We start from the raw sequence: 23,895 nt of genomic DNA, 5'->3' as shown, positions 1-23,895 counted from the left end.
CACGGTGGGAGGACAAGCATCCGGACAGCGCGAGGAGGCCGCCTGGCTGTTCACGGTGGACAGGCGAAGAGGGGCGGGGATGTGGCATGACGGGCCCGCGATTCACGTCGTTTCCCCTGTGGAGGAAGTCCCCTTGAGAATCCCCGCGCTCACCGTCGTGGCGGCGCTCGCCGCGACGGGTTGCTCCAACGGCAGCATCACGCAGAACCGCGAGGCCATGGCCCGCGTCGCGGCCAACGCCGCGGCGAAGCCCGCGCTGGCCCCCGTCAAGGGCTCGGAGCCGCTGGCGGGAACGCCGGACGCCTACAAGGCCCTGTGCAAGGCGGACCTGGAGCGGGCGCAGGCGCAGGTGACGGCGCTGAAGAAGTTGGATCCGAAGACGAACGGCATGGGCGTCCTCAAGGCGTACGACGAGGCGCAGACGGCCATCATCAACGCGGCCAACCGCTCCAGCCTCACGCACGAGGTGCACCCGGACGCCGCCATGCGCGACGCGTCCCGCGAGTGCGAGCAGCAGGTGGACGCGGCCAGCGTGGCGCTGTCGCAGGACCGCGGCGTGTATGACGCGCTGTCGCTGGTGAACCTGGACAAGGCGGACGAGCCCACGCGTCACTGGGTGGACCGCACGCTGCTGGACTTCCGGCGCGCGGGCGTGGACCGGGACGAGGCCACGCGGGCGAAGGTGAAGACGCTCAACGAGGAGATCCTCAAGCTGGGCCAGCAGTTCGGGCAGAACATCGCGGAGGACACGCGCACCGTGGCCCTCACGGCCAAGGAGCTGGACGGGCTGCCGGAGGACTACAAGAAGGCGCACGCGCCGGGCGCGGACGGCAAGGTGGTCATCACCAGCAACTACCCGGACTACTTCCCGTTCATGACGTACGCGAAGAACGCCAAGGCGCGCGAGAAGCTGTGGCGCGCGTACCGGCAGCGCGCGTTCCCCAAGAACCAGGCGGTGCTCGCGCAGCTCATCGAGAAGCGCAACGAGCTGGCCACGCTGCTGGGCTACGACAACTACGCGGCCTTCACCACCGAGACGCGGATGACGCGCACGCAGCAGGCCGCCGCGGACTTCATCGACCAGCTGGCGCAGGCCACCGAGGGCCGCGCGAAGAAGGAGATGGCGGAGCTCCTGGCGCGCAAGAAGAAGGACGTGAAGGGCGCCACGTCGGTGGATCCGTGGGACCAGGACTACTACGAGGACCGGGTGCGCGCGGAGCGCTTCGGGTTCGACTCGCAGGCGGTGCGGCCCTACCTGGAGTACGCGCGGGTGAAGGACGGCGTGATGGGCATCACGTCCAGCCTGTGGGGCGTGGCCTTCCAGCCGGTGAAGGACGCGAAGACGTGGCACGCCGACGTGGAGGCGTACGACGTCGTGGACGGCGGCAAGCCGCTGGGCCGCATCTACCTGGACATGCACCCGCGCGACGACAAGTACAAGCACGCGGCGCAGTTCGACCTGGTGACGGGCGAGGAGGGCCGGCGGTTGCCGGAGGGCGTGCTGGTGTGCAACTTCCCGCGCCCCGGCGACCTGATGACGCACGACGAGGTGGAGACGTTCTTCCACGAGTTCGGCCACCTGATGCACGCCGTCTTCTCCGGCCACCAGAAGTGGACGCCCATCTCCGGCATCTCCACCGAGCGCGACTTCGTGGAGACGCCGTCCATGCTGCTCCAGCAGTGGGCGGAGCAGCCGGAGGTGCTCAAGAGCTTCGCCAAGCACCATGAGACCAACGAGCCCATCCCCGCGGAGATGGTGGAGAAGCTGCGCGCGTCGAAGGAGTTCGGCCTGGGCCTGTGGGCGCGCCGCCAGCTCTTCCTGTCCGCGGTCAGCCTCCAGTACTACTCGCGCGCGCCGGGCTTCGACACGTCCGCGGTGCTGTCCGAGCTGCAGAAGAAGCTGTCCCCCTTCCGCCACGAGTACCGCGACGGCACCCACTTCGAGCTCGCCTTCGGGCACCTGGATGGGTACTCGGCCGCGTACTACACGTACCTCTGGTCCTCCGTCATCGCGAAGGACCTGGAGTCCGAGTTCCAGCAGAAGGGCTACCTGGATCGCGACACGGCGATGAAGTACCGCAAGACGGTGCTGGAGCCCGGCGGCTCCAAGCCCGCTGGTGAGCTGGTGCAGGACTTCCTCGGCCGGCCGTACGCCTTCGAGGCCTACCGCGCGTACCTCGACGGCGCCTCGAAGACGACGGGCACCGCGAAGGACTCGAAGTAGCCCCGCTTCATCCCGGAGGCAGGCGCGCACCGCCTGCTTCCGGGAGTCCCGCGCCTGCCTGATCCGCCCTCCGGGGAAGGTGTCGGCACGCGGCGCCCCTCCCGGCCCACGGGCGTCGTCGGTCGCGGAACTTCTCTTCTCCTCTCCATCCCCCACGAGGGCTCATCCCTACCCCCGGGGCTGAGCGCGGCGTCGGCCCGTGTCCACGACCGGGCTGGAGTGAGACTTGCTTCGAGCGTCGCCGCCGAGGCCTCGTGGGGGGGCCCGGGGGAGGCGCTCGAGACGTGACAGCCTGCAGTCGGGGATGGCAGGGGATGGGCCTCGCGGTATTGCTGCTCCTGGGGTGCAACGACTCACCGCCCAGGGCCCGGGTGCTGCCGGGACCGGAGGCTCCCGAGGAGCCGAACACCTCCGTGGATCCGCAGGACACGCTGTGTCGCTCCGAGTCGCGCGACCCGGGCCGCGTGACCCTGCACCGCCTCAACCGCGCCGAGTATGACAACACCGTGCGCGACCTGCTGGGGGACACCAGCACGCCCGCGCGCGACTTCCCGCCGGACGACCACGGCTTCGGCTTCGACAACAACGCGGACGTGCTCAGCATGTCTCCGCTGCTGATGGAGAAGTACTCGCACGCGGCCCAGGTGCTGGTGGAGACCGCGTGGGCGAAGGGCCGGTTCTCCACCTGCGCGCTGAACCCCGCCCAGCCGGAGCCGTGCGCCCGCAAGCTGCTGCGGGACTTCGCGCGCAAGGCCTGGCGCCGCCCGGTGACGGAGCAGGAGGTGGAGGGGCTGGTCGCGTTCATCGCGCGGGCCGGACAGCAAGGGGACGGGCCGGAGGTGGGCGTGAAGCTGGCGCTGCGCTCGGTGCTGGTGTCCCCGCACTTCCTCTTCCGCGTGGAGCTGGACGCGGAGCCCACGTCCACCGCGCCGCACCCCATTGGCGACGTGGAGCTGGCGAGCCGCCTGTCGTACTTCCTCTGGAGCAGCATGCCGGACGAGGCGCTGCTCCAGGCCGCGGAGGGCGGACACCTGCATGAGCCCTCGGTCCTGGAGGCGCAGGTGCGGCGCATGCTGGCGGACCCCAAGGCTCGCGCGCTGGTGGACAACTTCGCGGGCCAGTGGCTCTACACGCGCGCGCTCGACTTCTCCCAGCCGGAGCCGCGCTACGGCTTCGACGAGCCGCTGCGGCAGGCCATGCGCCAGGAGACGCAGCTCGTCTTCCAGGAGTTCGTCAGCGGCAACCACCGGTTCAAGGACCTGCTGGACGCGCCCTTCACCTACGTGAACGACCGGCTGGCCGCGCACTACGGCCTGCCGCTGCCCGGCACCAACGCGATGACGCGCGTGGACCTGCAGGGCCACCCGGAGCGCGCGGGCCTCTTCGGGAAGGGCGCGCTGCTCACCGTCACCGCCAACCCGGATCGCACCTCGCCGGTGAAGCGCGGGGTGTGGGTGCTGGAGCAGCTGCTGTGCAAGGCGCCGCCGCCGCCGCCGCCCGACGCGGGCGGGCTGGCCCCGACGGTGGACCCCACGCTCAACATCAAGGCGCGCATGGCGCAGCACCGCGCGAACCCCACCTGCGCGGGCTGTCACACGCTGATGGATCCGCTGGGCTTCGGCATGGAGAACTTCGACCCGGTGGGCCGCTGGCGCACGAAGGAGGAAGGCGGCGCGGCGGTGGACTCCAGCGGCGAGCTGCCCGGGGGCAAGACGTTCACCGGCGTGGTGGAGCTGCGCGGGGTGGTGAAGCAGGACCCGGACCTGTCCGCCTGCATGACGCGCCACCTGCTCACCTACGCCCTGGGGCGCGGCGCGGAGGCCGCGGACCGCTGCACCGTGCGCGACATCTCCCAGCAAGCCGAGGCCCAGGGAGGCCGTTTCACTGACTACATTCTCGCCATCGTCCGCAGCGGCGCGTTCCTGCAACGGCATGGCGAGGCGGAGGTTTCCAAGCCATGAGCCGCATCCCTGTGTTGTCCCGCCGGACCGTGCTGCGGGGCATGGGCACGCTGCTGGCGCTGCCCCTGCTGGACGTCATGCGTCCCAGGGTGGCCCGCGCCGCCGCGCCCGCGCCCCGCCGCTTCGTGACCTTCTACACGCCCTGCGGCATCCACATGCCCAAGTGGACCCCGGAGGCGGAGGGCGCGGGCTGGGGCCTGACGCCCACGCTGGCGTCGCTGGCGCCGGTGAAGAACGACGTGCTGGTGCTGAGCGGGTTGAACAACCTGCCGGGGAAGCCGGACGGTGACGGACACCACGCCGCCGCGACGGCCGCGTTCCTCAGCTGCCGCAAGGCCTACAAGACCGAAGGCACCAACATCCGCACCGGCATCTCCATGGACCAGGTGCTGGCGAACTCCGTGGGCAAGGCCACGCGCTTCCCGTCGCTGGAGCTGGGCATCGACCAGGGCAAGGGCATTGGCAACTGCGACTCCGGCTACGCGTGCCCGTACGCGAACAACATCGCGTGGGCGGGGCCGGCCACGCCCGTGCCCAAGGAGACGAAGCCCCGCGCCGCCTTCGACCGGCTCTTCGCGGACTTCGATCCGGGCGCCACCCAGGCGGAGCTGGCGAAGCGCAAGGCGTATGGCCTGAGCATCATCGACACCGTGCGCTCCGACGCGAAGGCGCTCGAGGGGAAGCTGGGCACCACCGACCGGCGCAAGCTGGACGAGTACTTCACCGGCGTGCGCGAGCTGGAGCTGCGCGTCAACGCGATGGACGGCATCGGTCCGCAGTGCGGCGCGGTGGCGGCGCCCGCGGACACCGTGGACGTGCGCGAGAAGACGAAGGCGATGCTGGACCTCATCGTGCTCGCGTTCCAGTGCGACCTGACCCGCACGTGCACCTTCATGCTGGGCAACGCGCGCAGCGAGCGCGTGTATTCGTTCCTGGGGCTCTCCGGCGAGCACCACGCGTACTCGCACCACCAGCGGGCCCAGGCCAACTACGACGCGCTGGCGAAGATCGACAAGTGGGAGGTGGAGCAGTTCTCCTACCTCCTCCAGCGGATGAAGGGCGTGCTGGAGGAGGGCGGGACGCTGCTGGACCACAGCGTGGCGTACTTCTCCAGTGAGATCGCCGACGGCAACATGCACGAGCACAAGAACCTGCCCATCCTGCTCGCGGGCCGCGCGGGAGGCGCCATCTCCCCGGGCCGGCACGTGCGCTACCCGGGAGTGCCGCTCGCGAACCTCTACGCGTCCCTGCTCACCATGCTCGGCGTGCCCACGACCACCTTTGGCGACGACGGCACGGGCCCCCTGACCGGCCTGGACGGTTAGGGCCAGGCCGCCTGCCCCGCCCACCCCGGCTGCGCGGCGGCGTCCGGTGCGGCGATGATGTCGCGCATGGCTCTTCCTCTGTTCCGCCGCGGGCCCGCCGCGTTGCTGCTGGCCCTGCTCACCGGGTGTGGCTCCAGCGCGAGCGCGCAGCGCCCGGTGTCCGCCTCCACGAAGGCCTCCGCCACCGCCGCCGCGCGCAAGGCCTCCACGCCCGCGCCGGCGGAGGGCGCCCGCAAGCCGGTGCCGTCCGCCGCGGAGCTGAAGCGCGACATGGTGGCCGCGCACAACGCGGCGCGCGCCCAGGCCTCGCGCCCCACGCCGAAGCCCGCGCTGCCCGCGCTCACCTGGTCCGACGAGGCCGCGCGCAAGGCGGAGGCGTACGCGAAGGAGTGCCGCTTCGAGCACAACCCGAACCGGGGCGCCTTTGGAGAGAACCTGGCCGCCGCGACGCCGGACACCTGGACCACGGCGCAGGTGGTGAAGGGGTGGGCGGACGAGTCCGCCGACTACGACTTCGCGCGCGGCACCTGCAAGCCGGGGAAGATGTGCGGCCACTACACGCAGGTGGTGTGGCGCACCACGAAGGCGGTGGGCTGCGCGACGCGGCTGTGCACGAAGAACTCGCCCTTTGGCGCGAGCGTGGGCACGTGGCAGCTGTGGGTGTGCGACTACGCGCCGCCGGGCAACTGGGTGGGTGAGAAGCCCTACTGAGCCGCGAGCGTGATGACCTGGATGCCGTCCGCCGTGCCCACCGCGAAGCGGCGGTTCGCGGGGTCCATCGCGAACGGGGGCGGGGCCGGCAGGTGGTGGCGGATGCTGCCCAGCGCCAGCCCCGTGTCCAGGGCCTCCCAGCGCTGGACGACGCGGCCGGTGGCGCGCTCCAGGAGCTTGGGGTGGCGGTGGAAGTCCACGACGTGCTCCGGCCCCACGACCATCAGCGGGCCCGCGGCGTCCTCCAGCGCCACCTCCGACAGCACCTTGCGCTCCGCGAGCGAGTACGTCCCCAGATAGAACGTGTCACCGTCGCGGGACTCGTCCACGCGGACGAAGGCGAGCGTGTCGCGCGCGCCGAAGGCCGCGGACAGGTAGAAGATACCCCCGTCCTCCGCGTCCATCAGCGCGTCCTGGTCCAGCGACGCGGGCACCTCCAGCGCGCGGGCCACGTCGAACACCTTCACCGCGTCCACCGGGTGCCAGATCCACCCCGCGCTCGACAGGTAGCGCCCGTCCGGGCTGAACTGGAGCCGCGAGTGGAAGATGTCCACGGGGTCGTTGGCGCGCTTCGTGAGGCGCTCGCCCGTGGCGGCGTCCTCCAGCTCCAGCACGCAGTATGACTCCGGGCAGTGGGCCAGCAGCGTGCGGCCGCTGGGCAGGGTGTGCAGCGCGACGGGGTAGTCGTAGACGTGCGCCTGATAGAAGTCGCGCGTGAGCTGCCGCACCACGCGCGTGCCTTCCAGCAGGAGCCCCGTGGTCCCCAGCGATTCGTAGAGCACGCTGTAGCGCCCGTCCGGGGACATCACCGCGCGGTCGAAGCGGTAGGCGAAGCGGACGTGCGGGTCGAAGACCGTACCGTCCAGGTGGTAGCGCACGGCGCCCCCCACCGGGTCCACGAGCGCGTCGCCGCTCCAGCAGAGGGAGGACACGGCGCAGGGGGTCTTCAGGGTCTGTTGATGGAAATCCATGGCGCCGGGACGGCCTCCGCCCCGGCGCCCTGACACCCGCGCGCCGGGGGACTCAGGCGGGAAGCAGGGTGAGCAGCTGCTGCGCCTGGGCGCGCAGGGCCTTGTCGTCCCCCTGGAGGACCCGCTCCGCGTGGTGGCGTGCCTGGGCCGGGGCGCTCACGCGCAGCGCCAGCGCCAGGTTGAAGTGCGTGGTGGGGTCCGCGGGATGGGCCTCCAGCACCGGCGCCAGGACGCGCGCCGCGAGCGCCGGGCCTTCCGTGGGGACGTGGTCCAGGTAGTGCACCGCGAGGTCGTTGGCCGCGCCCGTCTCCGTGGGCGCCCGCGCGACGGCCTCCTCCAGCAGCGTGCGCACCCGGGTGCGCTGGCCCGCGATGTCCAGCGCCCGCGCGAGCTGCCGGCGCGCCTCCACCGACTCCGGCTCCCGCTGGAGGACCTCCTCGAAGAGGGGCACGGCCTCCGTCAGCTTGCCGGCGAGCAGCGCGGCCATGGCGTGCAAGCCGATGAAGTTGGGGTTCTCCGGCGCCAGCTGGCGCAGCCGCAGCGCGGCGGCCAGGGCGTTCTGCGGGAGCCCGCCGATGAGCGAGAGGTTGAAGATCTCCTCCCAGAGGACCGCGTCGTCCGGCGCCAGCGTCAGCGCGTCCCGCAGCTCCTGGAGCGCCAGGCCCAGGTCCCCCGTCTCCAGATACGCCCGCGAGCGATCCCACTGCGCGCGGTAGGACTCCTTCACCATCGTGCCCTCAACCCCGGAACATCTTGTGGAACAGCCGCATGAACATGCCCGACTTGGGTGCCGTCTCCGGGCGCCCGGACTGCTGATGCTGCGCCTCCGCCTGGAGGTCCAGCTTCATCTTCAGCTTCTTGATGTCCGGGTCGATTGAAAAGGTACTGAACTCGTCATTGCCCTCCAACGCCGTCTGGACCTTCCGCGCGCGGGATTCGTCATGGCTCATGTCGCGTCTCCTGACCGAACACCGCACCCTAGCACGGTGCGGCAACGCCTCCCCATCCACCCTGCCCCCGTGTCCGCTTGCCCGCACACCCATCCGCACGCGGATAATCCCGCCCATGCGCCGCCCTCCCGTCCTGCGTCCCGTGTCCGCCGCCCTCCTGCTCACGCCGTTCCTCCTGCTCGCCTGCATCCCTGACGGGGACACGGGCGAGCAGCCCCCGGACGCGGGCGCGCAGGACGACGCGGGCACCCAGGGCGACGGCGGAGCCGCTGACGACGCGGGGACGCTGACCCCGTTCGCCACCGACATGCTGGAGGCCCACAACGCGGCCCGCGCCGCCGCGCAGCCCACGCCGTCGCCCGCGCTCAGCCCGCTCACGTGGGACCCGGCCGTGGCGGACGTCGCGCGGAAGTGGGCGGACAACTGCAAGTTCGAGCACAACGCCGGCCGGGGCAACGCGGGGGAGAACATCGCCGCCGCCACGCCGGGCGTCTGGGACACGAAGGGCGCGGTGAAGATCTGGGTGGATGAGGCGGCGGACTACGACTACGCGAAGAACACCTGCGCGTCGGGACAGGTCTGCGGCCACTACACGCAGGTGGTGTGGCGCAACAGCAGCCGCCTGGGCTGCGCCACGAAGCGCTGCACCACGGGCTCGCCCTTCGGCGGGTCGGGCACCTGGGACTTCTGGGTGTGCAACTACGCGCCGCCGGGCAACTACGTGGGCCAGCGCCCCTACTGAGCTTCGGGACGCCGGCCTCGGGACCTCAGGGCCTCAGCGCTTGAGCGTTCGCGCGAGGAACGCGGACGTCTCCGCCCAGGCGGACGCGGCGGCGCGCTCGTCGTAGCGGGGACCGGACGGGTTGGCGAAGGCGTGGTCCGCGTCGTACTCCACGATGCGGCTGCGCACGCCCGCCTCCTCCAGCGCCTTCTCGAAGGCGCGCACCGTCTCCTGGGGGATGGACTTGTCCTTCGTGCCGAAGATGCCCAGCACCTGCGCCTTGATGGTGGAGAGCTTCTCGGGGTCCGTCACCGGGTGGCCGTAGTAGAGGACCGCCGCGCTCAGCTCCGGCACCAGCATGGCGGTCTCCAGCGACCAGCCGCCGCCGAAGCACCAGCCGATGCTGCCGGTGCGAGGGGCCTGGATGCGCGGGTCGCCCTTGAGGAACGCGTGCGCGGCGAGCACCGTCTTCGAGGCCTGGGCGTCATCCACCGCCTTCACGAGCGCGAGCGCCTCCGTGGAGTTGGTGGCCACCTTGCCGTGGTAGAGGTCCACCGCGAGCGCCGCGTAGCCCTCCGCCGCCAGCCGGTCCGTCCAGTGCTGCACGTGCTCGTTGAGGCCCCACCACTCGTGGATGACGATGATGCCGGGCAGGGGCCCCGTCGCGTTCTCCGGCAGGCTCAGGTAGGCCTTGGAGCCGTCGGACAGCGTGACCTCCTGGCCCTTGCGCGCGGGCGCGGCGTCCGTGCGCAGGGTGTGCATGGCCTTGAACTCCTCCTCGGAGACGGCGCCCGTGGCGGACGGCGCGCGCGCCACCTCCGCCGGCTTGCTCGTCGCGCAGGCGCCCAGCATCAGCGCCGCCGCCAACACCCACGTGAGCCGCTTCATGTCTGGCCTCATCGTCGTCCGTGTCCCTTCCGGGTCCGGGCATGGGGACCCGCCTGCGTGCCTTCGCGCGGGCGTAGCGCGGCGGGGGCGGGGGCGCCAGCGCGGCGAGCGGTCCCCTTGAACGCGAAGAGGGCCGGCGCGAGGAAGTGCTCCTCGCGTCCGGCCCTGGGTTCACCGCGCCCGGGGAGCGGGCGCGATGGAGGAAGTGTTGACTACTTGGTCGCCGGGGGCGGCTTCGCGGCCGGAGGCGGCTTGGCGGTCGGGGGCGCCTTGGAGCCGGGGGGCGGGGTCGCGCCCATGCCACCAGGCATGCCCGGAGGAGCCTCGGGGGGCTTCACGATCTCCAGCAGCTCCACGTCGAACACCAGGGCGGCGCCGCCGGGGATGTTCGGGGGCGCGCCGCGGTCGCCGTAGGCGATGTCGGAGGGGCAGGTGAGCTCCGCCTTGCCGCCGACCTTCATCTTCTGGAGGCCCTCGGTCCAGCACTTGATGACGCCCTGGAGCGGGAACTGCGTGGGCTCACCGCGCTTGTAGGAGGAGTCGAACTCCTTGCCGTCCGCGAGCGTGCCCTTGTAGTGCACCTTCACGATGTCGGTGGCCTGGGGCTGGGGACCGGTGCCCGCCTGGGTCTCCTTGTAGACGAGGCCGGACTCGGTCTTCTGGGCGCCGGGCTCCTTGGCCTTCTCCTCCAGGAACTTGGCGGACTTCTCCTTCTCTGCGGTGGCCTTGCGGAGCGAACGCTCGCGGGCGAGCTCCTGGAGCTTGGGACCGTAGGTGTCCAGGTCCACGTCGGACTTCTGGCCGGTCACCTGCGCGGTGAGGCCCGCCTTCACGAACTCCAGCTCCTGCGGGGTCATGTCGAAGACGCCGATGCTGCGGCCGATGGACAGGCCCAGCGCGTAGAACGTCTTCTGCTCCTCGGTCTGAGGAGCGCCGGCGGTGGCCGCCGTGGTGGAGCCCGTGGCGCTGGTCTCGCCCGGCTTGGCGCCCTGGCCCTGACACGCCGTCAGGCTCAACATTGCCGCAATCAGGATCGTCTTCTTCATGATGTCGTCGCCTTTCCTTTGGCTCAGCGGCAGCCGACCGCCCGCTGCATGCCCGGGGCGCGGTGTACTACAGAACGCGCCCGGCATCCTCTTGGGAACCGTGCTTTCCCCGGAAGGGGTCCCGGGCAGGTAGGACAACCGGCTGCCTGCCCCTCAACCCGTGGGACGGCCGGGGATTCCCGGCGGGGAAAGCCGGGAGGTGGGGCCCTACCGGGAGGAGCGTCCGCCGAAGGCGGCGTGGGAGACCAGGAGCAGGATGATGGCGCCCAGGATGGCGCCCAGGAACCCGGTGGGCTCGGGGTCCCGCCAGTTGGTGCCCCGCCAGAGGGACGTGAGGAAGCCGCCGACGAAGGCGCCCGCCACGCCCAGGAGCGTGGTGCCGATGCACCCCATGCGCTGGTTCCCCGGCAGCACGGCCCGGGCGATGAGGCCCGCGAAGAAGCCGAAGATGATCCACCCCAACAAGCCCATGACGACCTCCCCGTGCTTCGGGTGAGCCCGCAATCTGGCGCAGGGCGCGTTGGGGCGGAAGTCCGTCTGCGTGTCGCATACGCTGTCGCGCAAGCCATGAGCCTCCTGAGACGTGCCACCCGGGACGACAACGCCGCGCTGCTGGACCTGTTCGGCGACGTGCCCATGACCGGGGACCTGGTGCTCAGCACCCAGCGCTCGCCGGACTACTTCGGCCTCTTCGCCATGCAGCGCGGCGAGGCGGAGGTCTGGGCGCATGGGGAGGCCTCCCGGCTGGACGGCATGGGCGCCATCCACATCCGCGACGGGTGGCTGGAGGGCCGGCCCTGCCGGGTGGGATACCTGGGCGACCTGCGCACCCGCTTCTCCGCGCGACGCGCCCGGGGGCTCGCCCGGTTCTATGGCCCCATCCTGGAGGAGACCTCCCAGCGCCTGGGCGTGGACGTCTTCCTCACCGCCGTGATGGCCTCCAACGCCGCCGCGCTCCAGGCCCTGGTGCGCCGGGCCCCCTCCCGCGACGCGCAGCCGCACTACCACCTGATGCGCGCGTTCTCCGCCGTCTCCCTCCAGTTCGTCCTGCGCCGCCGGCCGCGCCCCAGCCCCTACTCCGTGCGCCGGGCCACCGCCGCGGACGTGCCCGCCATGGCCGCGCTGCTGGACGCGGACCACCGCTCGCGCCCCTTCGGCTACCGCTACGACGCCGGGGAGCTGCAGCACCGCTTCGCGCACTGGCCGGGCCTCCGCGTGGAGGACGCGTTCCTCGCGTTCGATGCGTCCGGGCGCCTGGTGGGATGCACCTCCGCGTGGGACCCCGCCGCCGTGAAGCGCTACCGCGTGCTCGCGTACCGGGGCGCCATGAAGTGGGTGCGCCGGGGCTTCAACGCGCTGGCCACCGTCACCGGGGCGCCGCGCCTGCCCGCGCCCGGCGGCGACTTCCGCTACTTCTACCTCTGCAACACCAGCGTCCCCACGGAGGACCCCGCCGTCTTCCGCGCGCTGCTCGACGCCGTCTACGCCGCGTTCCACGGCCAGGGCTTCCACTTCTTCACCGTGCAGCAGGACGCCAGCGACCCGCTGGCGCCCGCGCTCGAGGGCTTCCTCCAGCGGCGGCTGGACTTCCACCTCTACGCCGTCACGCCCGCGTCGCGCCCCCCCAGGACCTTTCCGGGGGGACGCACCGGCTTTGAGATCTGCCTGCCCTGAGCGCTACACCACGCGCGTCTTCCAACGGCCGCGCTTGAACAGCACGATGCCCAGCACGGACATCGCCGCGAAGGCCACCGGCACCGCGATGTACGCGCCCACCGCGCCCAGGCCCAGCGGCTCCGCCAGCACCCACGCCAGCGGCAGCTCCAGCGCCCAGAGGCAGCCCAGGTCGATGAGCGTGGGCGTCCGGGTGTCCCCCGCGCCGTTGAACGCGGACGTGATGACCATGCCGTACGCGCACGACAGGAAGCTCAGGCTGAAGATGCGCAGCGCCGTGGCCCCCGCCTCCACCACCGCCGGGTCCGTCGTGAAGGCCCCCAGCAGCGGCGTGGCGAAGAGGAAGAACCCCAGCCCGATGCTGCCCAGCACGATGAGGTTGTAGCGGCCCGCGAGCCACACCGCCCGCTCCCCCCGGTCCGGGTCCCCCGCCCCCATGCTCTGGCCCAGCAGCGTGGACGCCGCGTTGCCCAGGCCCCACGCGGGCATCAGCGCGAACAGCGTGATGCGGATGGCGATGGTGTAGCCCGCCAGCGCCGTGCTGCCGAACGACGACACGATGCGCACCAGCACCACCCAGCTGGACGTGCTCACCAGCGCCTGCACCATCCCCGCGCCCGACAGCCGGAGCATCGCGAGCATGGTCGCGGGCTCCAGCGCCACGTGCTCGCGCCGCACCTGGAGCCGTCCGTTCGCCCGCGCCAGCCGGAAGAGCTGGTACACCACGCCCGCGCTGCGCCCCAGCGTGGTGGCCCACGCCGCGCCCACCACCCCCATCTGCGGGAAGGGCCCCCATCCGAAGATGAGACACGGGGCGAGCACGATGTTGAGGCCGTTGGCCAGCATCAGCACGCGCATCGCGATGGCCGCGTCGCCGGCGCCCCGGAAGATGGCGTTGATGAGGAAGAGCAGCAGGATGCTCACCACCCCGCCCATCATCACGCGCGTGTAGCCCACGCCGTGCTCCAACACCCAGGGCGAGCCGCCCAGCGCCGCCAGCAGCGGCCGGGCGAAGACGATGCCCGCCACGGCCAGCACCGTGGAGAGGACCAGGCCCAGGCCAATGGCCTGCACCGCCGTGCGCCCCGCCCGCTCCGAGTCCTTCTCCCCGATGCGCCGGGCCACCATCGCCGTGGCGCCGATGCTCAGCCCCATGCCGGCCGCGTAGATGAGGGTGAGGATGGATTCGGTGAGGCCCACCGTGGCCACCGCCTCCGCGCCGAGCCGGCCGACGAAGGCGACGTCCACCACGGCGAACACCGACTCCATGCACATCTCCAGCACCATGGGCACGGCGAGCAGGAAGATGGCGCGCCGGAGGGGCAGCTGCGTCAGGTCCAGCTCCGTGCCGTGCAGGGCCTCCTTCACCAGCGCCCACGCCCCCTTCGACGGAGGCGCGGGGGTTTCGACGGTCCTGTCCACCAGGGGTGTCTCTTGCACGGGGTACAGCCTCCAGATGCGAGGGGACTTCCTACAGCAACGCCGAGGCGGATGCCGCCCACTGGCGCGGCTTCCTACGTCCTCTCCCCACGCCCCCTGACATCAGGAGGTGCCACACCCACCCCCGGTCGCCCGGCGAGCGAGCGTCGAATGCAGGACGGCGGCGTCGTGCCTGGGGACAACATGCCCTTGGGGGAGCGAGGAGTAGCTTGCTGCATCCCGATGAGTCCCTCGTCCGCGACCGCTCCGTCCCCGCCCACCGCGGTGGGTCCTCATTTCACGCTGGCCTCATCCGCGCGCCTGCTGGGCACCACGCAGGTGGGGCCCGGCGCCGTCATCTCCCGGGGGGCGGTCGTGCGCTCGGTGGGAGGCTCCGTGACGCTGGGAGCGTTCTCCACGCTGCGCGAGGACGCGGTGGTGGTGGGCACCCCTGAGCGGCCCGCCTTCATCGGAGAGAAGACCGTGCTGGCCCCCCGCGCGCTGGTGATGGGTGCGCGGGTGGGGGCGCTGTGCGACATCGGCGCCGGGGCCATCCTCATGCCCGGCGTGACGCTGGGCGACCGCTGCCTGGTGGGGGATGGCGCGGTGCTGCCCCCGGGCATGACGGTGCCGGATCAATCCGTGGTGCTGGGCCGGCCCGGCCAGGTGCTGCGGATGCTCTCCACCGAGGACCTGGCCCACCTCCAGCAGCGCCGGGGCGGAGACCTCAGCCTCTCCGCGCCTCCACTGACCTCCTTCTCCGCGCGGGACCGCGCCGAGGACGCCCCCATGGGACAGCTGTACGCCTTCCGCGACCGTCACCCCTTCGTCCACCCCACCGCCACCCTCTTCTCCTCCGCGGAGGTGTCCGGCGACGTCGTCATCGGCGCGGGGGCCATCATTGGCGCGGGGGTGAAGATCACCGGCGACATGAACGGCCCGGTCCGCATTGGCGCGCGGGTGCAGATCCTGGAGAACACGGTGCTGCACCTGCTGCCGGACACCATGCTGGTGTTGGAGGAGGGCGTGGTCGTGGGGCCGGGCTGCGTGCTGCACGCGTGCCAGCTGGGCGCGGGCACGGTGGTGGAGCCCGGCGCCATCCTCTGCGAGGGCAGCCACCTGGGGAAGGGGTGCCACGTGGGCGCCGGCAGCCTGGTGAAGGCGCGCGCGGTGTTCCCGGACTACGCGCTGGTGGAGGGCTTCCCGGCCACGCTGGTGGGCACGCGCACGTCGCCGCCGGAGCCGCCCCGCTGGGTGCTGCGTCCGGAGGACCTGCCGGGCCTGCGGCGGATGGGGTGAGGGGTGTTTGATTGGCCGGAGGCGCTGGGGCATCGTCACGCGCCATGAGCCCGGTTGATTCGGTGGTTGAGATCGCAGGGCCCCTGCTGTTGGGCCTCCTGTGTGGCGCTCTCTTCCGGAAGACCGTGTACCCCCAGGTGCTTCGATGGGCGGGGAGCATGGCAGCGTGGGTGAACAGCCCCGCGAACGCGTTCCTGATCGTCCTGCAAATCGGCGTGGCCCTGGCCGTGGCCGCGGCGTGCCATGACGTGAATGCACCGGTGACGCTGAAGTGGTTGCAGGAGCACATCAGCCTGCCGCGCATCCCGCTCACGCCGGGGCTGCTCCATGGCGCCTTCCTGGTGGCGACCTTCCTCTGCGGGTACTTGCTGGCGAACCTGCCTTCGTCCTCGTCGGAGGAGGATGGGCAGGTCGGCCCGGCCTAGACCCAGAAGACCACGTCGCGCTCCGCGTCCTCGGGACCGGGGCCCCGCGCGCCTTCGCGCAGCCAGCGGCGATACGCCTCGATGTCCGCGTGGTGCAGGTCCGCCTCCGTGCCGGAGTACACGCCGCCTCCGGGGCCATCCATGAGGCCCTGGCGCTGCGTCTCCATGATGGCGACGTCCTGCTGGATGACCTGCCGCGTGTACCAGCGCACCAGCGGCGTCAGCGCCCGGCCCACCCACGCGCCCGGCACGTCCACCGGCAGCCGGTAGCTGATCGCCGTGTACACGAGCGTGTCCGTGGGCCCGATGGGCGTGCACTGCGAGTTGATGGCGAAGCCGCTGTCGCCCCACCGGTAGTCCACGCGGGTGACGTTGGGGACGATGAACTCGTCCGTGTGCACCAGCGGCAGGCCGCGCGGGTTGAACAGGCGCCCCAGCCCCGTGAGCGCGTCCTCTTCCTGGTGATAGGTCATCCGCACGCGGCCCGCGTGGCGCTTCACCGTGGAGGGGACCCGCTTGCGCGTGGGGTTCCGGAACCAGCCCCGGTGCACGAAGGACGTGTGCGGCACGTCCATGAAGTTCTCCACCAGGTTCGTCACCCCGTTCGCGAAGCGCGTCACCATGAAGTAGACGGTCCAGCCGCGCTCGCCCCAGTACGGGACGCGGAAGGGCTCCGCGCGGGCCCGCTCGACCTCCTCGCCCAGGTAGACGTAGACGAGCCCATCCTGTTCTCGCGTGGGGAAGCGCGCGAGCCGCCCCAGGTCGCACGGCGCGGGCTTCAGGCCCTCGTGCGCGCAGGCGCCCGCGTCCAGCTTCTCTCCCCGCTGAGGAGGGCCCAGGGCGGGGACCTCCACCACCGCGCCGGACGCGTCGTATACCCAGCCGTGGTACGGGCAGCCGAGGCGCCCGCCGAACACGTCGCCCTTCGACAGCCGCGCGTTGCGATGGAGACAGCGGTCGCGCAGCGCGGTGGGCACACCCTCCGGCCCCCGGAAGAGGACCAGCCCCGTGCCGAACACGGTGCGCGCCAGGGGCCGGTTCGCGGGCAGCTCCGTGGACAGGCACGCCACGTACCAGAAGTCCTTCAGCGCCCCGCAGCGGGAGAGGTCCGCCTCGGACTCCAGGTCCACCGCGGGCACCGGGGCACGGTCGTGAGGCTGTCTCATCGGAGGGAGTCCCCGCGTGTCATGAGTGGGGCCGTGCGACGCGGCCCGGTGGAGTGGTTCACGGCGTCCCCCTGGCGAACCAGTCCGTCCAGCCCGGCTCGCGGTGCAGGTCCACGGGCTTGATGTTCCCCGCGCGCTGTCCCAGGTGGATGCACCGGGCCTCGTAGCGCCGGGCCCCGTGCGTCACGCGCACGGCGCGCACCGGGCCGAGCTGCCCCAGCTCGCGCGCATAGCGGTAATGGTGGCCTTCGCCCAGCGCGCGCTCCACGGCCACCGCCGTGGCCTCCAGCCGCGCGTCCGGCGCGTCCGTCTCCAGGAAGAGGCGGTAGGCCGGCGGGCTCCCCCACTCCGGTGCGAGCATGGCGAAGACCGGACGCGGGGTGCCCAGCGCGGCATCCAGCACCGTGCCCGCTCGCGCGGCGGAGAGCTTCTCGCCCACGAGGTCCGTCACCGCGTCCGCGCGCCCCATGAAGCGCAGGCAGGGCGTCGCGTGCACGAAGCCCTCCACGCGGACGAGGTCCCCCAGCCGGTAGCGCAGCAGCCCACCGGACGTGGAGAGGAGTACCGCATGGGTGCGGCCCACCGTCAGCTCGTGCGCCAGGAGCGGGCGCGCGGCCGGACGCTCCGGATCCGCGAACTCGAGGAAGTGGCTCCGCACCGCGAGCACCGGCGCGGGTGCCTCGAAGAGCGGCAGGGTGATGACGCCCTCCGTGGCGAGCAGCCCCTTGCCCTGCACCTCCACGCCCTCGAAGCGCTGGCATGCGGCGGCCACGGCGTGCGCCGCCTGGGCATCCGTCCACATGCTCAAGAGCGCGAGCCCCGGCCAGAGCGGGCGCGCGGAGGACAATCCCTCTCGCAGGACGGCGCGCAGCACCCGGGCCCGGGGAACGTCCCGTGTGCCCTGGAGCCCTCGCACGAGCGCGTCCCAGGCGGATGGGCCCAGCCCTTCCACATGGCCAGGGGGACGCAAGGTGCCCTGCTCCAGGTCCTCCACCAGCCGATCCCCGTGCCGCTCCAGCGCATCCAGCAGCAACGTGAGGAAGCTGGGATTCCACACGCTGATCAACGACAGGTTCGCGCACCGCACGAGGAACCACAGCGTCACGTAGCGGCACGTCTCCACATGCGGGGCCTGCCCCACCGCGCCCGGCACCGCGAAGACGCGCGAGAGCAGCGGCTGCAATGGACGCGGGAACCACGCGCTGTCCTCCGCCGAGCCCACCGGGATGCCTCCGGACGTCCGGTGTTGTTCGCGGCCCAGGGGGGAGATGGACCAGTAGCTGGGGCCCTCGCGCACGGCGGGGCGGCGCAGGAGCACTTCGTGCAACATGGGTGCGAGCGCGCTCTGGAATTCGCCCAGCAGCCCCCGGGTGATGGGCACCGGCTTGGATGCGCCGGAGGAGCCGCCCGAAAGCTCGAAGCGCAGCACGGGTTCGCGCGTGAGCACCCGCGCTTCGCCCCTCGCGATGCGCTCCACATCCGCCGCCAGGGCATCCGGCGTGGAGACCGGCACCGCGTCCTGGAACTCCCGTGCGGTCCGGATGCGTCCGAAGCCCGCCACCCGGTCCGCCTGCGCCGTGCCGCCCACCGCGCCGAGGACGCGCGTCAGGCACTCCGCCTGGGCCGCCTCCGGCTTCCGCAGCGCGTGACGGAAGCGCAGCGCGGACGGGGACAGCGCGGCCATCGTCGCCGTGAGCATTCCTCGCGAGGTCAGCACCGCGCAGCCTCCGAGGAAGCCCCTGGCTTCACGGCCGGAGCGCGCACGTCACGCATCCCCATGGCCCCTCGCCCCTTCGCGGTGGGCAGCGCGTGCGAGCCTTCGCATGTCACGTCCCCACGCGGATCCGCGACGCGTCGCGCTCGCGGCGGGCCCAGCGCCGAAGCTGCCCCCACACGCTGCGCCCCAGCGCCCTCGCCAGGTCCCAGCCGCGGATCTCCACCAGACACACCAGCTCCTCGCCCTCGCCGTGGCCCGGGTTGCGCTCCGCGAAGTAGGCGATGTGCGGGTGCGCCGCCGCGTCGCGGTCGATGGGCGAGACACCATCGCGCACCCGGTAGTGCGCCCCGTCGAAGCGCAGCGTGCCTCGCGATGCGTCGTACTGTGCGCCGAACCACCGCGCCGCCAGCGCGTGCAGGAACGCGACCCGCCCCTCCGGTGGCGTCCAGTCCCTCCGGGGATGCGTGCGCGGGAAGTAGTTCACCGCCAGCAGGTACGTCTTGTAACCGCCGGACAGCAGCAACCAGTACAGCGGCTTCCATGGCCGCCGCAGCTTGCGCGCGAGCAGCAGCCGGCCGAACACCACCTGCAACGTCTTGTGGCCCCACCAGTCCGGGTGGATGACCGTGTCCCCCGAATACAGCACCTCCACGCCCTCCTCCTCCGCCACCCGCACCGTGCTGAACCCCACCAGCTCCCCGGTGCGCCGCGCGTGCAGCAGGAACACCCACTGCTTCGCGTCCAGGTCCGCCTGGAAGCGCTCCGCGCTCACGCCCACGTAGCAGCACTGCATCAGCGCCAGCATCCGCGCCCGCGTGCCGGCGTCCAGGGCCTCGCGCCGCACCGTGGTGCCCTTCATCGCGGAGAACATCGGCTCAGGGCCCTCCCCGCGACGCCGTGGGCGCGGGCGGCTGCCGCACCTCCTGGTAGCGATCCACCTCCAACGTCACCTCCTGCGGCGGTGCGCCGTACCAGTGGATGGTGGCCTTCACCGGCCCCGCGTGGCGGCCCAACCCGAAGTGCAGCCGGGGGTCGGCGGACGCGGAGAAGCCGCCCATCAACCCCACCTCGCGCACCTGCTCCACGCGCTTGCCGTCCTCGTCGTAGGAGAGGACCACGCGCGTGCCCACCGCGCTCCGGTGCGTGCGCTGGCCATCGCCCACCAGCGACAGGCCCACGAAGTGCGCGTCCGGCTTCGAGTCCGTGGCGCTGGCGCGCAGCGTGTTGCGGTACAGCGACACCGGCGCGTGCTGGTTGGTGATGAGCACGTCCAGGTCCCCGTCGTCGTCCAGGTCCGCCATCAGCACGCCGCGCGAGTTGTCCGGCGCCTCGATGCCGGCCTCCTTCGCCACGTCCACGAAGTGTCCCGGACGCGCGTCCCCCAGGTTGAGGTACACGCGGCGGGCCTCGTTCGGATAGAGCACCCGGCCCCGGATGTCGCCCCACTTGTCCGCGTACGTGTGCACCTCCGGACCGGACTGCATCAGCTTGTGGTTCACGTACCAGTAGTCGTTGCGCTGACCCTCCGGGATGCGCCACTTCGGCGCGTCCAGGCGCGCGTCCACCATGCCGTTGGCCTGCACCAGGTCCGGCCACCCGTCGTCATCCAGGTCCCCCGCCGCCGCGCCCCATCCGAAGCGCCGCTCGTTCAACGCGCCCCGGAAGGTGGCCTCGTCCTTGAAGCTGGGGACGAACGCGTCCTCGCCCGGGCCCACCATCCACAGCAGGCTGCCCTCCGCCTGGAGCGCGTGGTGCACGTTGGACACGTACACGTCCAGCCAGCCGTTGCGGTCGAAGTCCGCCACGCTCGCGTTCATCCCCTTGTACGTGTCGCGGCCAATCTCCCCGAAGCGCTGGCCCACGAGGTGGCGGAAGTGGCGCCCGCCCTCGTTGAGGTAGATGTCGTCCGGCCCGAAGTCGTTGGCCACGTAGAGGTCCGTCCACCCGTCGTGGTTCAGGTCCACCGTGCTCACCGCGAGCGACCAGTGCGTCTCACCCAGGCCCAGCGCCTCCACATCCTGCTTCTCGAACGTGCCGTCGCCGCGCCCCCGATAGAGCGCGTTGCGCCCGCCGTTGTTCGCGTTGTGCCAGCCGTCATGCATGAAGCGCAGCATCCGCCGGTCGCCCTCGTACTCCGGCGCGGGGAGCTGGAAGAGGTTGAGCGGCGTGGGCGCCGGGTAGTCCGGCAGGTGTGTCGTCATCGCGTTGAGCACCAGCAGGTCCAGGTGCCCGTCCCGGTCGTAGTCCAGGAAGGTGAGCCCCAGGCTCACCGCGTGGTCCGTCACGCCCGCCGCCTCCGTCACGTCCTCGAAGCTCGCGGTGCCCGTCTCGCGCAGCATGTTGCGCAAGAGGCGCACCGGCCCGAAGGCCACCGCCACCGCGAGGTCCAGGTCGCCGTCCCCGTCCCAGTCCACGAACGTCCCACCACCGGCCAGCCCCTCTTCCTTGTAGCGGGTGGCGAAGCGCTCCAGCGCGGGCACGTCGACGCGCTCGAAGCGCAGGTCACCCAGGTTGCGGTACAGGCCCGCGTGGTGCTCCGGCGTGCCCAGCGGGTGGGTGAGGAACAGGTCCAGCCGGCCGTCCCCGTCGAAGTCCCCGGTGGCCACCGCGTCCCCCACCGCGACCAGCCACTTGGCGACGTGGGCCACGCGCGGATCCAGCTCCTCCAGCGTGTGCCCCATCGTGGAGGACAGCCCCGCCCGCGTGACGTCCTGCGCGTCCAGGTGGAACGCGAGCGGCGCCGAGCGCTGCCCCTGCGCCGCCAGCACCCCGTGGCCCAGGGCCAACACCGCGCCGAGCCCGCCCACCACGCCCACGCGCCGGAGCCGGTCCGGGGACAGGAGCTGGCGCGCGGACGCGCCTCGGGTGCGCCACAGCTCGCGCGCGTGCATGAACACGAAGCGGCAGGTGGCCACGGTGAGCGCCGCGTAGAAGAACGTGTAGACGCTCTCCTTCAGGTGCAGCACCAGGTCCACGCAGGTGATGGCCAGCGCGAGCAGCACCTGCCCCTTGCGCGTCCCCGGGGACGTGGCCGGGTCGGTGAGCATGTAGAAGACGAAGATGAAGAACGAGGGCGCGCCCAGCGTGCCCAGGAACAGCACCTCCGGCGGCAGGTGGTGGCGGAGGATGAACGCGCGCAGCGCCGTCTGGAGCGCGTAGAAGCCCAGGAAGCTGACCACCAGCCAGCCCCGGCCCACGCGGAAGAAGAACAGCACCAGCGCCGCCATCACGATGAAGGCCGACAGCGCCACCTCGCCGTTGGCCCACTGGTAGGCGGGCGCCGCGGTGATGAGCTCGCGCGTGACGAGCAGCGACACCGCCACCGCGAACATCGACGGGTTGAAGACGTGCCGCCCCTGGAAGGTCAGCACGTACTTGGAGCCGATGGCCAGCCACACCGGCAGCCACAAGAGCGTGCTCGCGTGCGAGTAGTTCAGCAGCAGCGCCAGCGAGCAGCAGGAGATGTACGCGGAGAGCGGCACCACCTTCTGGCGCTTGAGCACCCAGCCCAGGGCCGCGTCCAGCAGCGTGCCGGAGACGACCAGGAAGGCCATCTGCCCGGGGCTCCGGTTGAAGCCGAAGAAGGTGAAGCCCAGCACGCCGTAGAGGGTGAGCAGCGCCGCGAAGGGGAGCCTCGGGTCGTTCCAGCGGGGGAACGTCCAGCCGCCCCACTCCACGCGCGTGCCCGCGAGGGCCGGCGTCGTCGGCGCATCCACACTCATGATTGACCGTCCCGGTGCACGCGCGGAGCGTGCCGCGCCCGTCTCCGGGTGTCCAATCTCCACGAGGGTTGCATCCAGCGCCCATGCGTGGAGTCCTGGTCCCTCGTGAGCGCCCACCCGTCCCCTTCCCTGCCACGCCGCGCGGCGGTGCCGCGTGCGCTGCTCGTCGCGTCCACGCCCGCCGGGCTGCTTCGCCTGGCGGCGCAGGAGTGGACGGGGATGGCCCTGGGGTGGGGAGTCATGGCGTGGGCTCCGGTGCTCGCGCCGCTGGCGGTGCTCGTCGTCGCGGGACGGCTGCACGCGCTGGGCGTGCTGCTTCATGACGCGGTCCACCTGCCCGTGCGAACCCGCGAGTGGCGACTGTGTCTGCTGGAGGCCGTGGCGGGATACCCGATCGCCTCCACGCTGGCGGCGATGCGCTACCACCACCTGCGCCACCACCGCGACGCGGGCCTGCCCACGGACCCCTACCGCAAGCCTCCGGATGGCGGCCGGCTGCGCACGGCGTGGCGGTGGCTGCTGCTCCTGGGCGTGATTCCGGGCTGGGTGCTGCGCGGGCCGGTGGGGCTCTGCGCGTGGGCCGTGCCCGCGCTGCGCACGCGGTATGCGCGCGTGTTCCTCCAGGACCGCTCCGGGCGGGACCTCACGCGGGACGCGGAGGTGCTCGCGTGCGCTCGCGCGGAGGTGGGGCAGGTGCTGTTCCACCTGGGCGTGGTGGCGCTGGCGGTGCGGTGGCCCTCCCAGGTGCTGTGGGGGTATGGGCTGCCGTTGCTGGTGGCGTCGGGGTTCAACGCGTACCGGCTGCTCGCCGAGCACACCGCCGTGCCCGCGCACGGCCGCTCGCTGGAGGACGTGTTCGCGTGCACGCGGGACCACGGGCTCGGCTGGCTGGGGCGGCTGGGCCTGGCGCCGCGGCACGTGGGGCTGCACGTGGTGCATCACCTGCATCCGCATGTCTCGCTCACGCACCTGCCGCGGCTTCGCGCGTGGTACGTCGAGCGGTTTCCCGACCACTATCCCCGGACCCGCGCCTCCTGATGCTCTCTGCCTCGACCCGTGTGTGTCTGGTGTTGGCGTTGCTCGCGTGCGCGGGCGCGGCGGTGGGGTTCCGGCGCAGGCAGAACGCGGGGGGCGGGCGGGGAGGACGCATCTCCGGGCCCAAGCTGGCGTGGCTGCTGTACGCGGTCTTCCTCTGGTTCCTGGTGTGCCCGCTGGTGGCGCTGGATCCGGCGGTGCCGGCGGAGGCGCGCATCGTGCTGGGGGCCTTCGCGGTGTCCATGTGGCTGCGCGGGGGCGCGGAGCTCTACATGCTCTATGTGTCGCGCAACTGGCGGCCTCCGTACGGCGTGGGCCATGACCTGGGGTGTATCGGGTTGGTGGGGGTGGGGCTGATGCTCACGGGCGAGAAGTGGGCGGGGGCGCTCACGGGCCGGGATGCGTGGGCGCTGGGGCTCGTGGGGCTGGTGTTGGTGAGCCTGGGGGTGGAGGTGGCCTACGCGGCGCTGTTCCACCGGGCCGTGGAGGGACGCACCACGGGCGAGGATGGCGTGTGGTTCGCGGACGCGGAGCAGGCGCGCTTCCGCCGCATCAACCGGCTCACGCTGGCGCTCAACGTGCCGCTGTACGCGGCGCTCGCCGTGCTGCTGGTGCTGGGGATGCGGTGACGGCGACGTCCG

General features: G+C 72.0%; 21 protein-coding genes. 10 read left to right on the top strand and 11 right to left on the bottom strand.

Going from position 1 to position 23,895, the window contains the following annotated elements; all coding sequences use genetic code 11:
- Positions 1-79 precede the first annotated feature (79 nt).
- From FOF48_RS18730 to FOF48_RS18715, 4 genes are all read left to right on the top strand, one after another.
- Positions 80-2,224 carry a M3 family metallopeptidase gene (locus FOF48_RS18730; protein ID WP_221938239.1) on the top strand — a complete coding sequence of 715 codons (2,145 nt, stop codon included), beginning with the start codon at positions 80-82 and terminating at the stop codon, positions 2,222-2,224.
- Positions 2,225-2,538: 314 nt separating this feature from the next.
- Positions 2,539-4,185 (top strand): DUF1592 domain-containing protein, encoded by a 1,647-nt coding sequence (locus FOF48_RS18725; protein WP_143903556.1) that lies wholly within the window; start codon positions 2,539-2,541, stop codon positions 4,183-4,185.
- Complete coding sequence (locus FOF48_RS18720) at positions 4,182-5,510, top strand: DUF1552 domain-containing protein (RefSeq protein WP_143903554.1); 1,329 nt, start codon at positions 4,182-4,184, stop codon at positions 5,508-5,510. Before FOF48_RS18725 ends, FOF48_RS18720 begins: the two co-directional genes overlap by 4 nt.
- 66 nt (positions 5,511-5,576) lie before the next feature.
- Complete coding sequence (locus FOF48_RS18715; RefSeq protein ID WP_235685624.1) at positions 5,577-6,221, top strand: CAP domain-containing protein; 645 nt, start codon at positions 5,577-5,579, stop codon at positions 6,219-6,221.
- Here FOF48_RS18715 and FOF48_RS18710 read toward each other — a convergent pair.
- From FOF48_RS18710 to FOF48_RS18700, 3 genes are all read right to left on the bottom strand, one after another.
- Positions 6,215-7,153 (bottom strand): hypothetical protein, encoded by a 939-nt coding sequence (locus FOF48_RS18710; RefSeq protein ID WP_255442365.1) that lies wholly within the window; start codon positions 7,151-7,153, stop codon positions 6,215-6,217. The two genes, FOF48_RS18715 and FOF48_RS18710, sit on opposite strands and share 7 nt — an antisense overlap.
- 91 nt (positions 7,154-7,244) lie before the next feature.
- Entirely contained in the window at positions 7,245-7,922 is a 678-nt protein-coding gene (locus FOF48_RS18705; RefSeq protein WP_143903548.1) for a tetratricopeptide repeat protein, read from the bottom strand.
- A gap of 7 nt (positions 7,923-7,929) precedes the next feature.
- Complete coding sequence (locus FOF48_RS18700; RefSeq protein WP_143903545.1) at positions 7,930-8,142, bottom strand: hypothetical protein; 213 nt, start codon at positions 8,140-8,142, stop codon at positions 7,930-7,932.
- Between the two features lie 115 nt (positions 8,143-8,257).
- Here FOF48_RS18700 and FOF48_RS18695 point away from each other — a divergent pair, with 115 nt between their 5' ends.
- A complete protein-coding gene (locus FOF48_RS18695; RefSeq protein WP_143903543.1) occupies positions 8,258-8,884 on the top strand; it encodes a CAP domain-containing protein in 627 nt (208 codons plus the stop codon).
- A 33-nt stretch (positions 8,885-8,917) separates the two neighbouring features.
- Here FOF48_RS18695 and FOF48_RS18690 read toward each other — a convergent pair whose 3' ends face one another.
- From FOF48_RS18690 to FOF48_RS18680, 3 genes are all read right to left on the bottom strand, one after another.
- Positions 8,918-9,751 carry a dienelactone hydrolase family protein gene (locus FOF48_RS18690; protein ID WP_143903541.1) on the bottom strand — a complete coding sequence of 278 codons (834 nt, stop codon included), beginning with the start codon at positions 9,749-9,751 and terminating at the stop codon, positions 8,918-8,920.
- Between the two features lie 212 nt (positions 9,752-9,963).
- A complete protein-coding gene (locus FOF48_RS18685; RefSeq protein WP_143903539.1) occupies positions 9,964-10,797 on the bottom strand; it encodes an FKBP-type peptidyl-prolyl cis-trans isomerase in 834 nt (277 codons plus the stop codon).
- A 207-nt stretch (positions 10,798-11,004) separates the two neighbouring features.
- Positions 11,005-11,361 carry a GlsB/YeaQ/YmgE family stress response membrane protein gene (locus tag FOF48_RS18680; protein WP_255442359.1) on the bottom strand — a complete coding sequence of 119 codons (357 nt, stop codon included), beginning with the start codon at positions 11,359-11,361 and terminating at the stop codon, positions 11,005-11,007.
- A gap of 3 nt (positions 11,362-11,364) precedes the next feature.
- On the opposite strand from FOF48_RS18680, the gene FOF48_RS18675 reads away from it, so the two are divergent.
- Positions 11,365-12,471, top strand: coding sequence for a hypothetical protein (locus tag FOF48_RS18675; RefSeq protein WP_143903537.1), 1,107 nt, complete (start codon positions 11,365-11,367; stop codon positions 12,469-12,471).
- Positions 12,472-12,474: 3 nt separating this feature from the next.
- Here the strand turns inward: FOF48_RS18675 and FOF48_RS18670 are convergent, their stop codons facing one another.
- The gene (locus FOF48_RS18670; protein ID WP_255442358.1) at positions 12,475-13,911 is read right to left on the bottom strand and encodes an MATE family efflux transporter; all 1,437 of its coding nucleotides are present in this window, start codon (positions 13,909-13,911) and stop codon (positions 12,475-12,477) included.
- A gap of 222 nt (positions 13,912-14,133) precedes the next feature.
- Here FOF48_RS18670 and FOF48_RS18665 point away from each other — a divergent pair, with 222 nt between their 5' ends.
- Positions 14,134-15,189 carry a DapH/DapD/GlmU-related protein gene (locus FOF48_RS18665; protein ID WP_143903534.1) on the top strand — a complete coding sequence of 352 codons (1,056 nt, stop codon included), beginning with the start codon at positions 14,134-14,136 and terminating at the stop codon, positions 15,187-15,189.
- Positions 15,190-15,347: 158 nt separating this feature from the next.
- Positions 15,348-15,614, top strand: a complete 267-nt coding sequence (locus tag FOF48_RS18660) for a hypothetical protein (RefSeq protein ID WP_143903532.1) — start codon at positions 15,348-15,350, stop codon at positions 15,612-15,614.
- On the opposite strand, the gene FOF48_RS18655 is transcribed toward FOF48_RS18660, so the two are convergent.
- From FOF48_RS18655 to FOF48_RS18640, 4 genes are all read right to left on the bottom strand, one after another.
- Positions 15,611-16,780 (bottom strand): aromatic ring-hydroxylating dioxygenase subunit alpha, encoded by a 1,170-nt coding sequence (locus FOF48_RS18655; protein ID WP_143903530.1) that lies wholly within the window; start codon positions 16,778-16,780, stop codon positions 15,611-15,613. The two genes, FOF48_RS18660 and FOF48_RS18655, sit on opposite strands and share 4 nt — an antisense overlap.
- A gap of 58 nt (positions 16,781-16,838) precedes the next feature.
- Entirely contained in the window at positions 16,839-18,479 is a 1,641-nt protein-coding gene (locus FOF48_RS18650) for a GH3 auxin-responsive promoter family protein (RefSeq protein ID WP_143904229.1), read from the bottom strand.
- A gap of 127 nt (positions 18,480-18,606) precedes the next feature.
- The gene (locus FOF48_RS18645) at positions 18,607-19,368 is read right to left on the bottom strand and encodes a hypothetical protein (RefSeq protein ID WP_143903528.1); all 762 of its coding nucleotides are present in this window, start codon (positions 19,366-19,368) and stop codon (positions 18,607-18,609) included.
- Between the two features lie 4 nt (positions 19,369-19,372).
- On the bottom strand, positions 19,373-22,219 hold the full coding sequence (locus FOF48_RS18640) for an FG-GAP-like repeat-containing protein (protein ID WP_143903526.1): 2,847 nt from the start codon (positions 22,217-22,219) through the stop codon (positions 19,373-19,375).
- A gap of 105 nt (positions 22,220-22,324) precedes the next feature.
- Here FOF48_RS18640 and FOF48_RS18635 point away from each other — a divergent pair, with 105 nt between their 5' ends.
- Together FOF48_RS18635 and FOF48_RS18630 are read left to right on the top strand one after the other, a co-directional pair.
- Positions 22,325-23,257, top strand: coding sequence for a fatty acid desaturase (locus FOF48_RS18635; RefSeq protein ID WP_143903524.1), 933 nt, complete (start codon positions 22,325-22,327; stop codon positions 23,255-23,257).
- Positions 23,257-23,883, top strand: coding sequence for a hypothetical protein (locus FOF48_RS18630; protein ID WP_143903522.1), 627 nt, complete (start codon positions 23,257-23,259; stop codon positions 23,881-23,883). The genes FOF48_RS18635 and FOF48_RS18630 overlap by 1 nt, the downstream gene beginning before the upstream one ends.
- The last annotated feature ends 12 nt before the right edge of the window (positions 23,884-23,895 follow it).

This window comes from Corallococcus sp. Z5C101001 (genome assembly GCF_007352635.1).
GTDB classification, from domain to species: Bacteria; Myxococcota; Myxococcia; order Myxococcales; family Myxococcaceae; genus Corallococcus; species Corallococcus silvisoli.
Note: the sequence above shows the minus strand (reverse complement) of the source record. Positions and strands in the feature narration are given on the sequence as shown.

Coding starts and splice junctions, on each gene's coding strand:
- FOF48_RS18730 (WP_221938239.1), top strand. CDS start 80: ATGTGGCATGACGGGCCCGCGATTCACGTCGTTTCCCCTGTGGAGGAA.
- FOF48_RS18640 (WP_143903526.1), bottom strand. CDS start 22,219: ATGAGTGTGGATGCGCCGACGACGCCGGCCCTCGCGGGCACGCGCGTG.
- FOF48_RS18650 (WP_143904229.1), bottom strand. CDS start 18,479: ATGCTCACGGCGACGATGGCCGCGCTGTCCCCGTCCGCGCTGCGCTTC.
- FOF48_RS18660 (WP_143903532.1), top strand. CDS start 15,348: ATGGCAGCGTGGGTGAACAGCCCCGCGAACGCGTTCCTGATCGTCCTG.
- FOF48_RS18685 (WP_143903539.1), bottom strand. CDS start 10,797: ATGAAGAAGACGATCCTGATTGCGGCAATGTTGAGCCTGACGGCGTGT.
- FOF48_RS18695 (WP_143903543.1), top strand. CDS start 8,258: ATGCGCCGCCCTCCCGTCCTGCGTCCCGTGTCCGCCGCCCTCCTGCTC.
- FOF48_RS18665 (WP_143903534.1), top strand. CDS start 14,134: ATGAGTCCCTCGTCCGCGACCGCTCCGTCCCCGCCCACCGCGGTGGGT.
- FOF48_RS18675 (WP_143903537.1), top strand. CDS start 11,365: ATGAGCCTCCTGAGACGTGCCACCCGGGACGACAACGCCGCGCTGCTG.
- FOF48_RS18715 (WP_235685624.1), top strand. CDS start 5,577: ATGGCTCTTCCTCTGTTCCGCCGCGGGCCCGCCGCGTTGCTGCTGGCC.
- FOF48_RS18690 (WP_143903541.1), bottom strand. CDS start 9,751: ATGAAGCGGCTCACGTGGGTGTTGGCGGCGGCGCTGATGCTGGGCGCC.
- FOF48_RS18630 (WP_143903522.1), top strand. CDS start 23,257: ATGCTCTCTGCCTCGACCCGTGTGTGTCTGGTGTTGGCGTTGCTCGCG.
- FOF48_RS18725 (WP_143903556.1), top strand. CDS start 2,539: ATGGGCCTCGCGGTATTGCTGCTCCTGGGGTGCAACGACTCACCGCCC.
- FOF48_RS18705 (WP_143903548.1), bottom strand. CDS start 7,922: ATGGTGAAGGAGTCCTACCGCGCGCAGTGGGATCGCTCGCGGGCGTAT.
- FOF48_RS18720 (WP_143903554.1), top strand. CDS start 4,182: ATGAGCCGCATCCCTGTGTTGTCCCGCCGGACCGTGCTGCGGGGCATG.
- FOF48_RS18700 (WP_143903545.1), bottom strand. CDS start 8,142: ATGAGCCATGACGAATCCCGCGCGCGGAAGGTCCAGACGGCGTTGGAG.
- FOF48_RS18645 (WP_143903528.1), bottom strand. CDS start 19,368: ATGTTCTCCGCGATGAAGGGCACCACGGTGCGGCGCGAGGCCCTGGAC.
- FOF48_RS18655 (WP_143903530.1), bottom strand. CDS start 16,780: ATGAGACAGCCTCACGACCGTGCCCCGGTGCCCGCGGTGGACCTGGAG.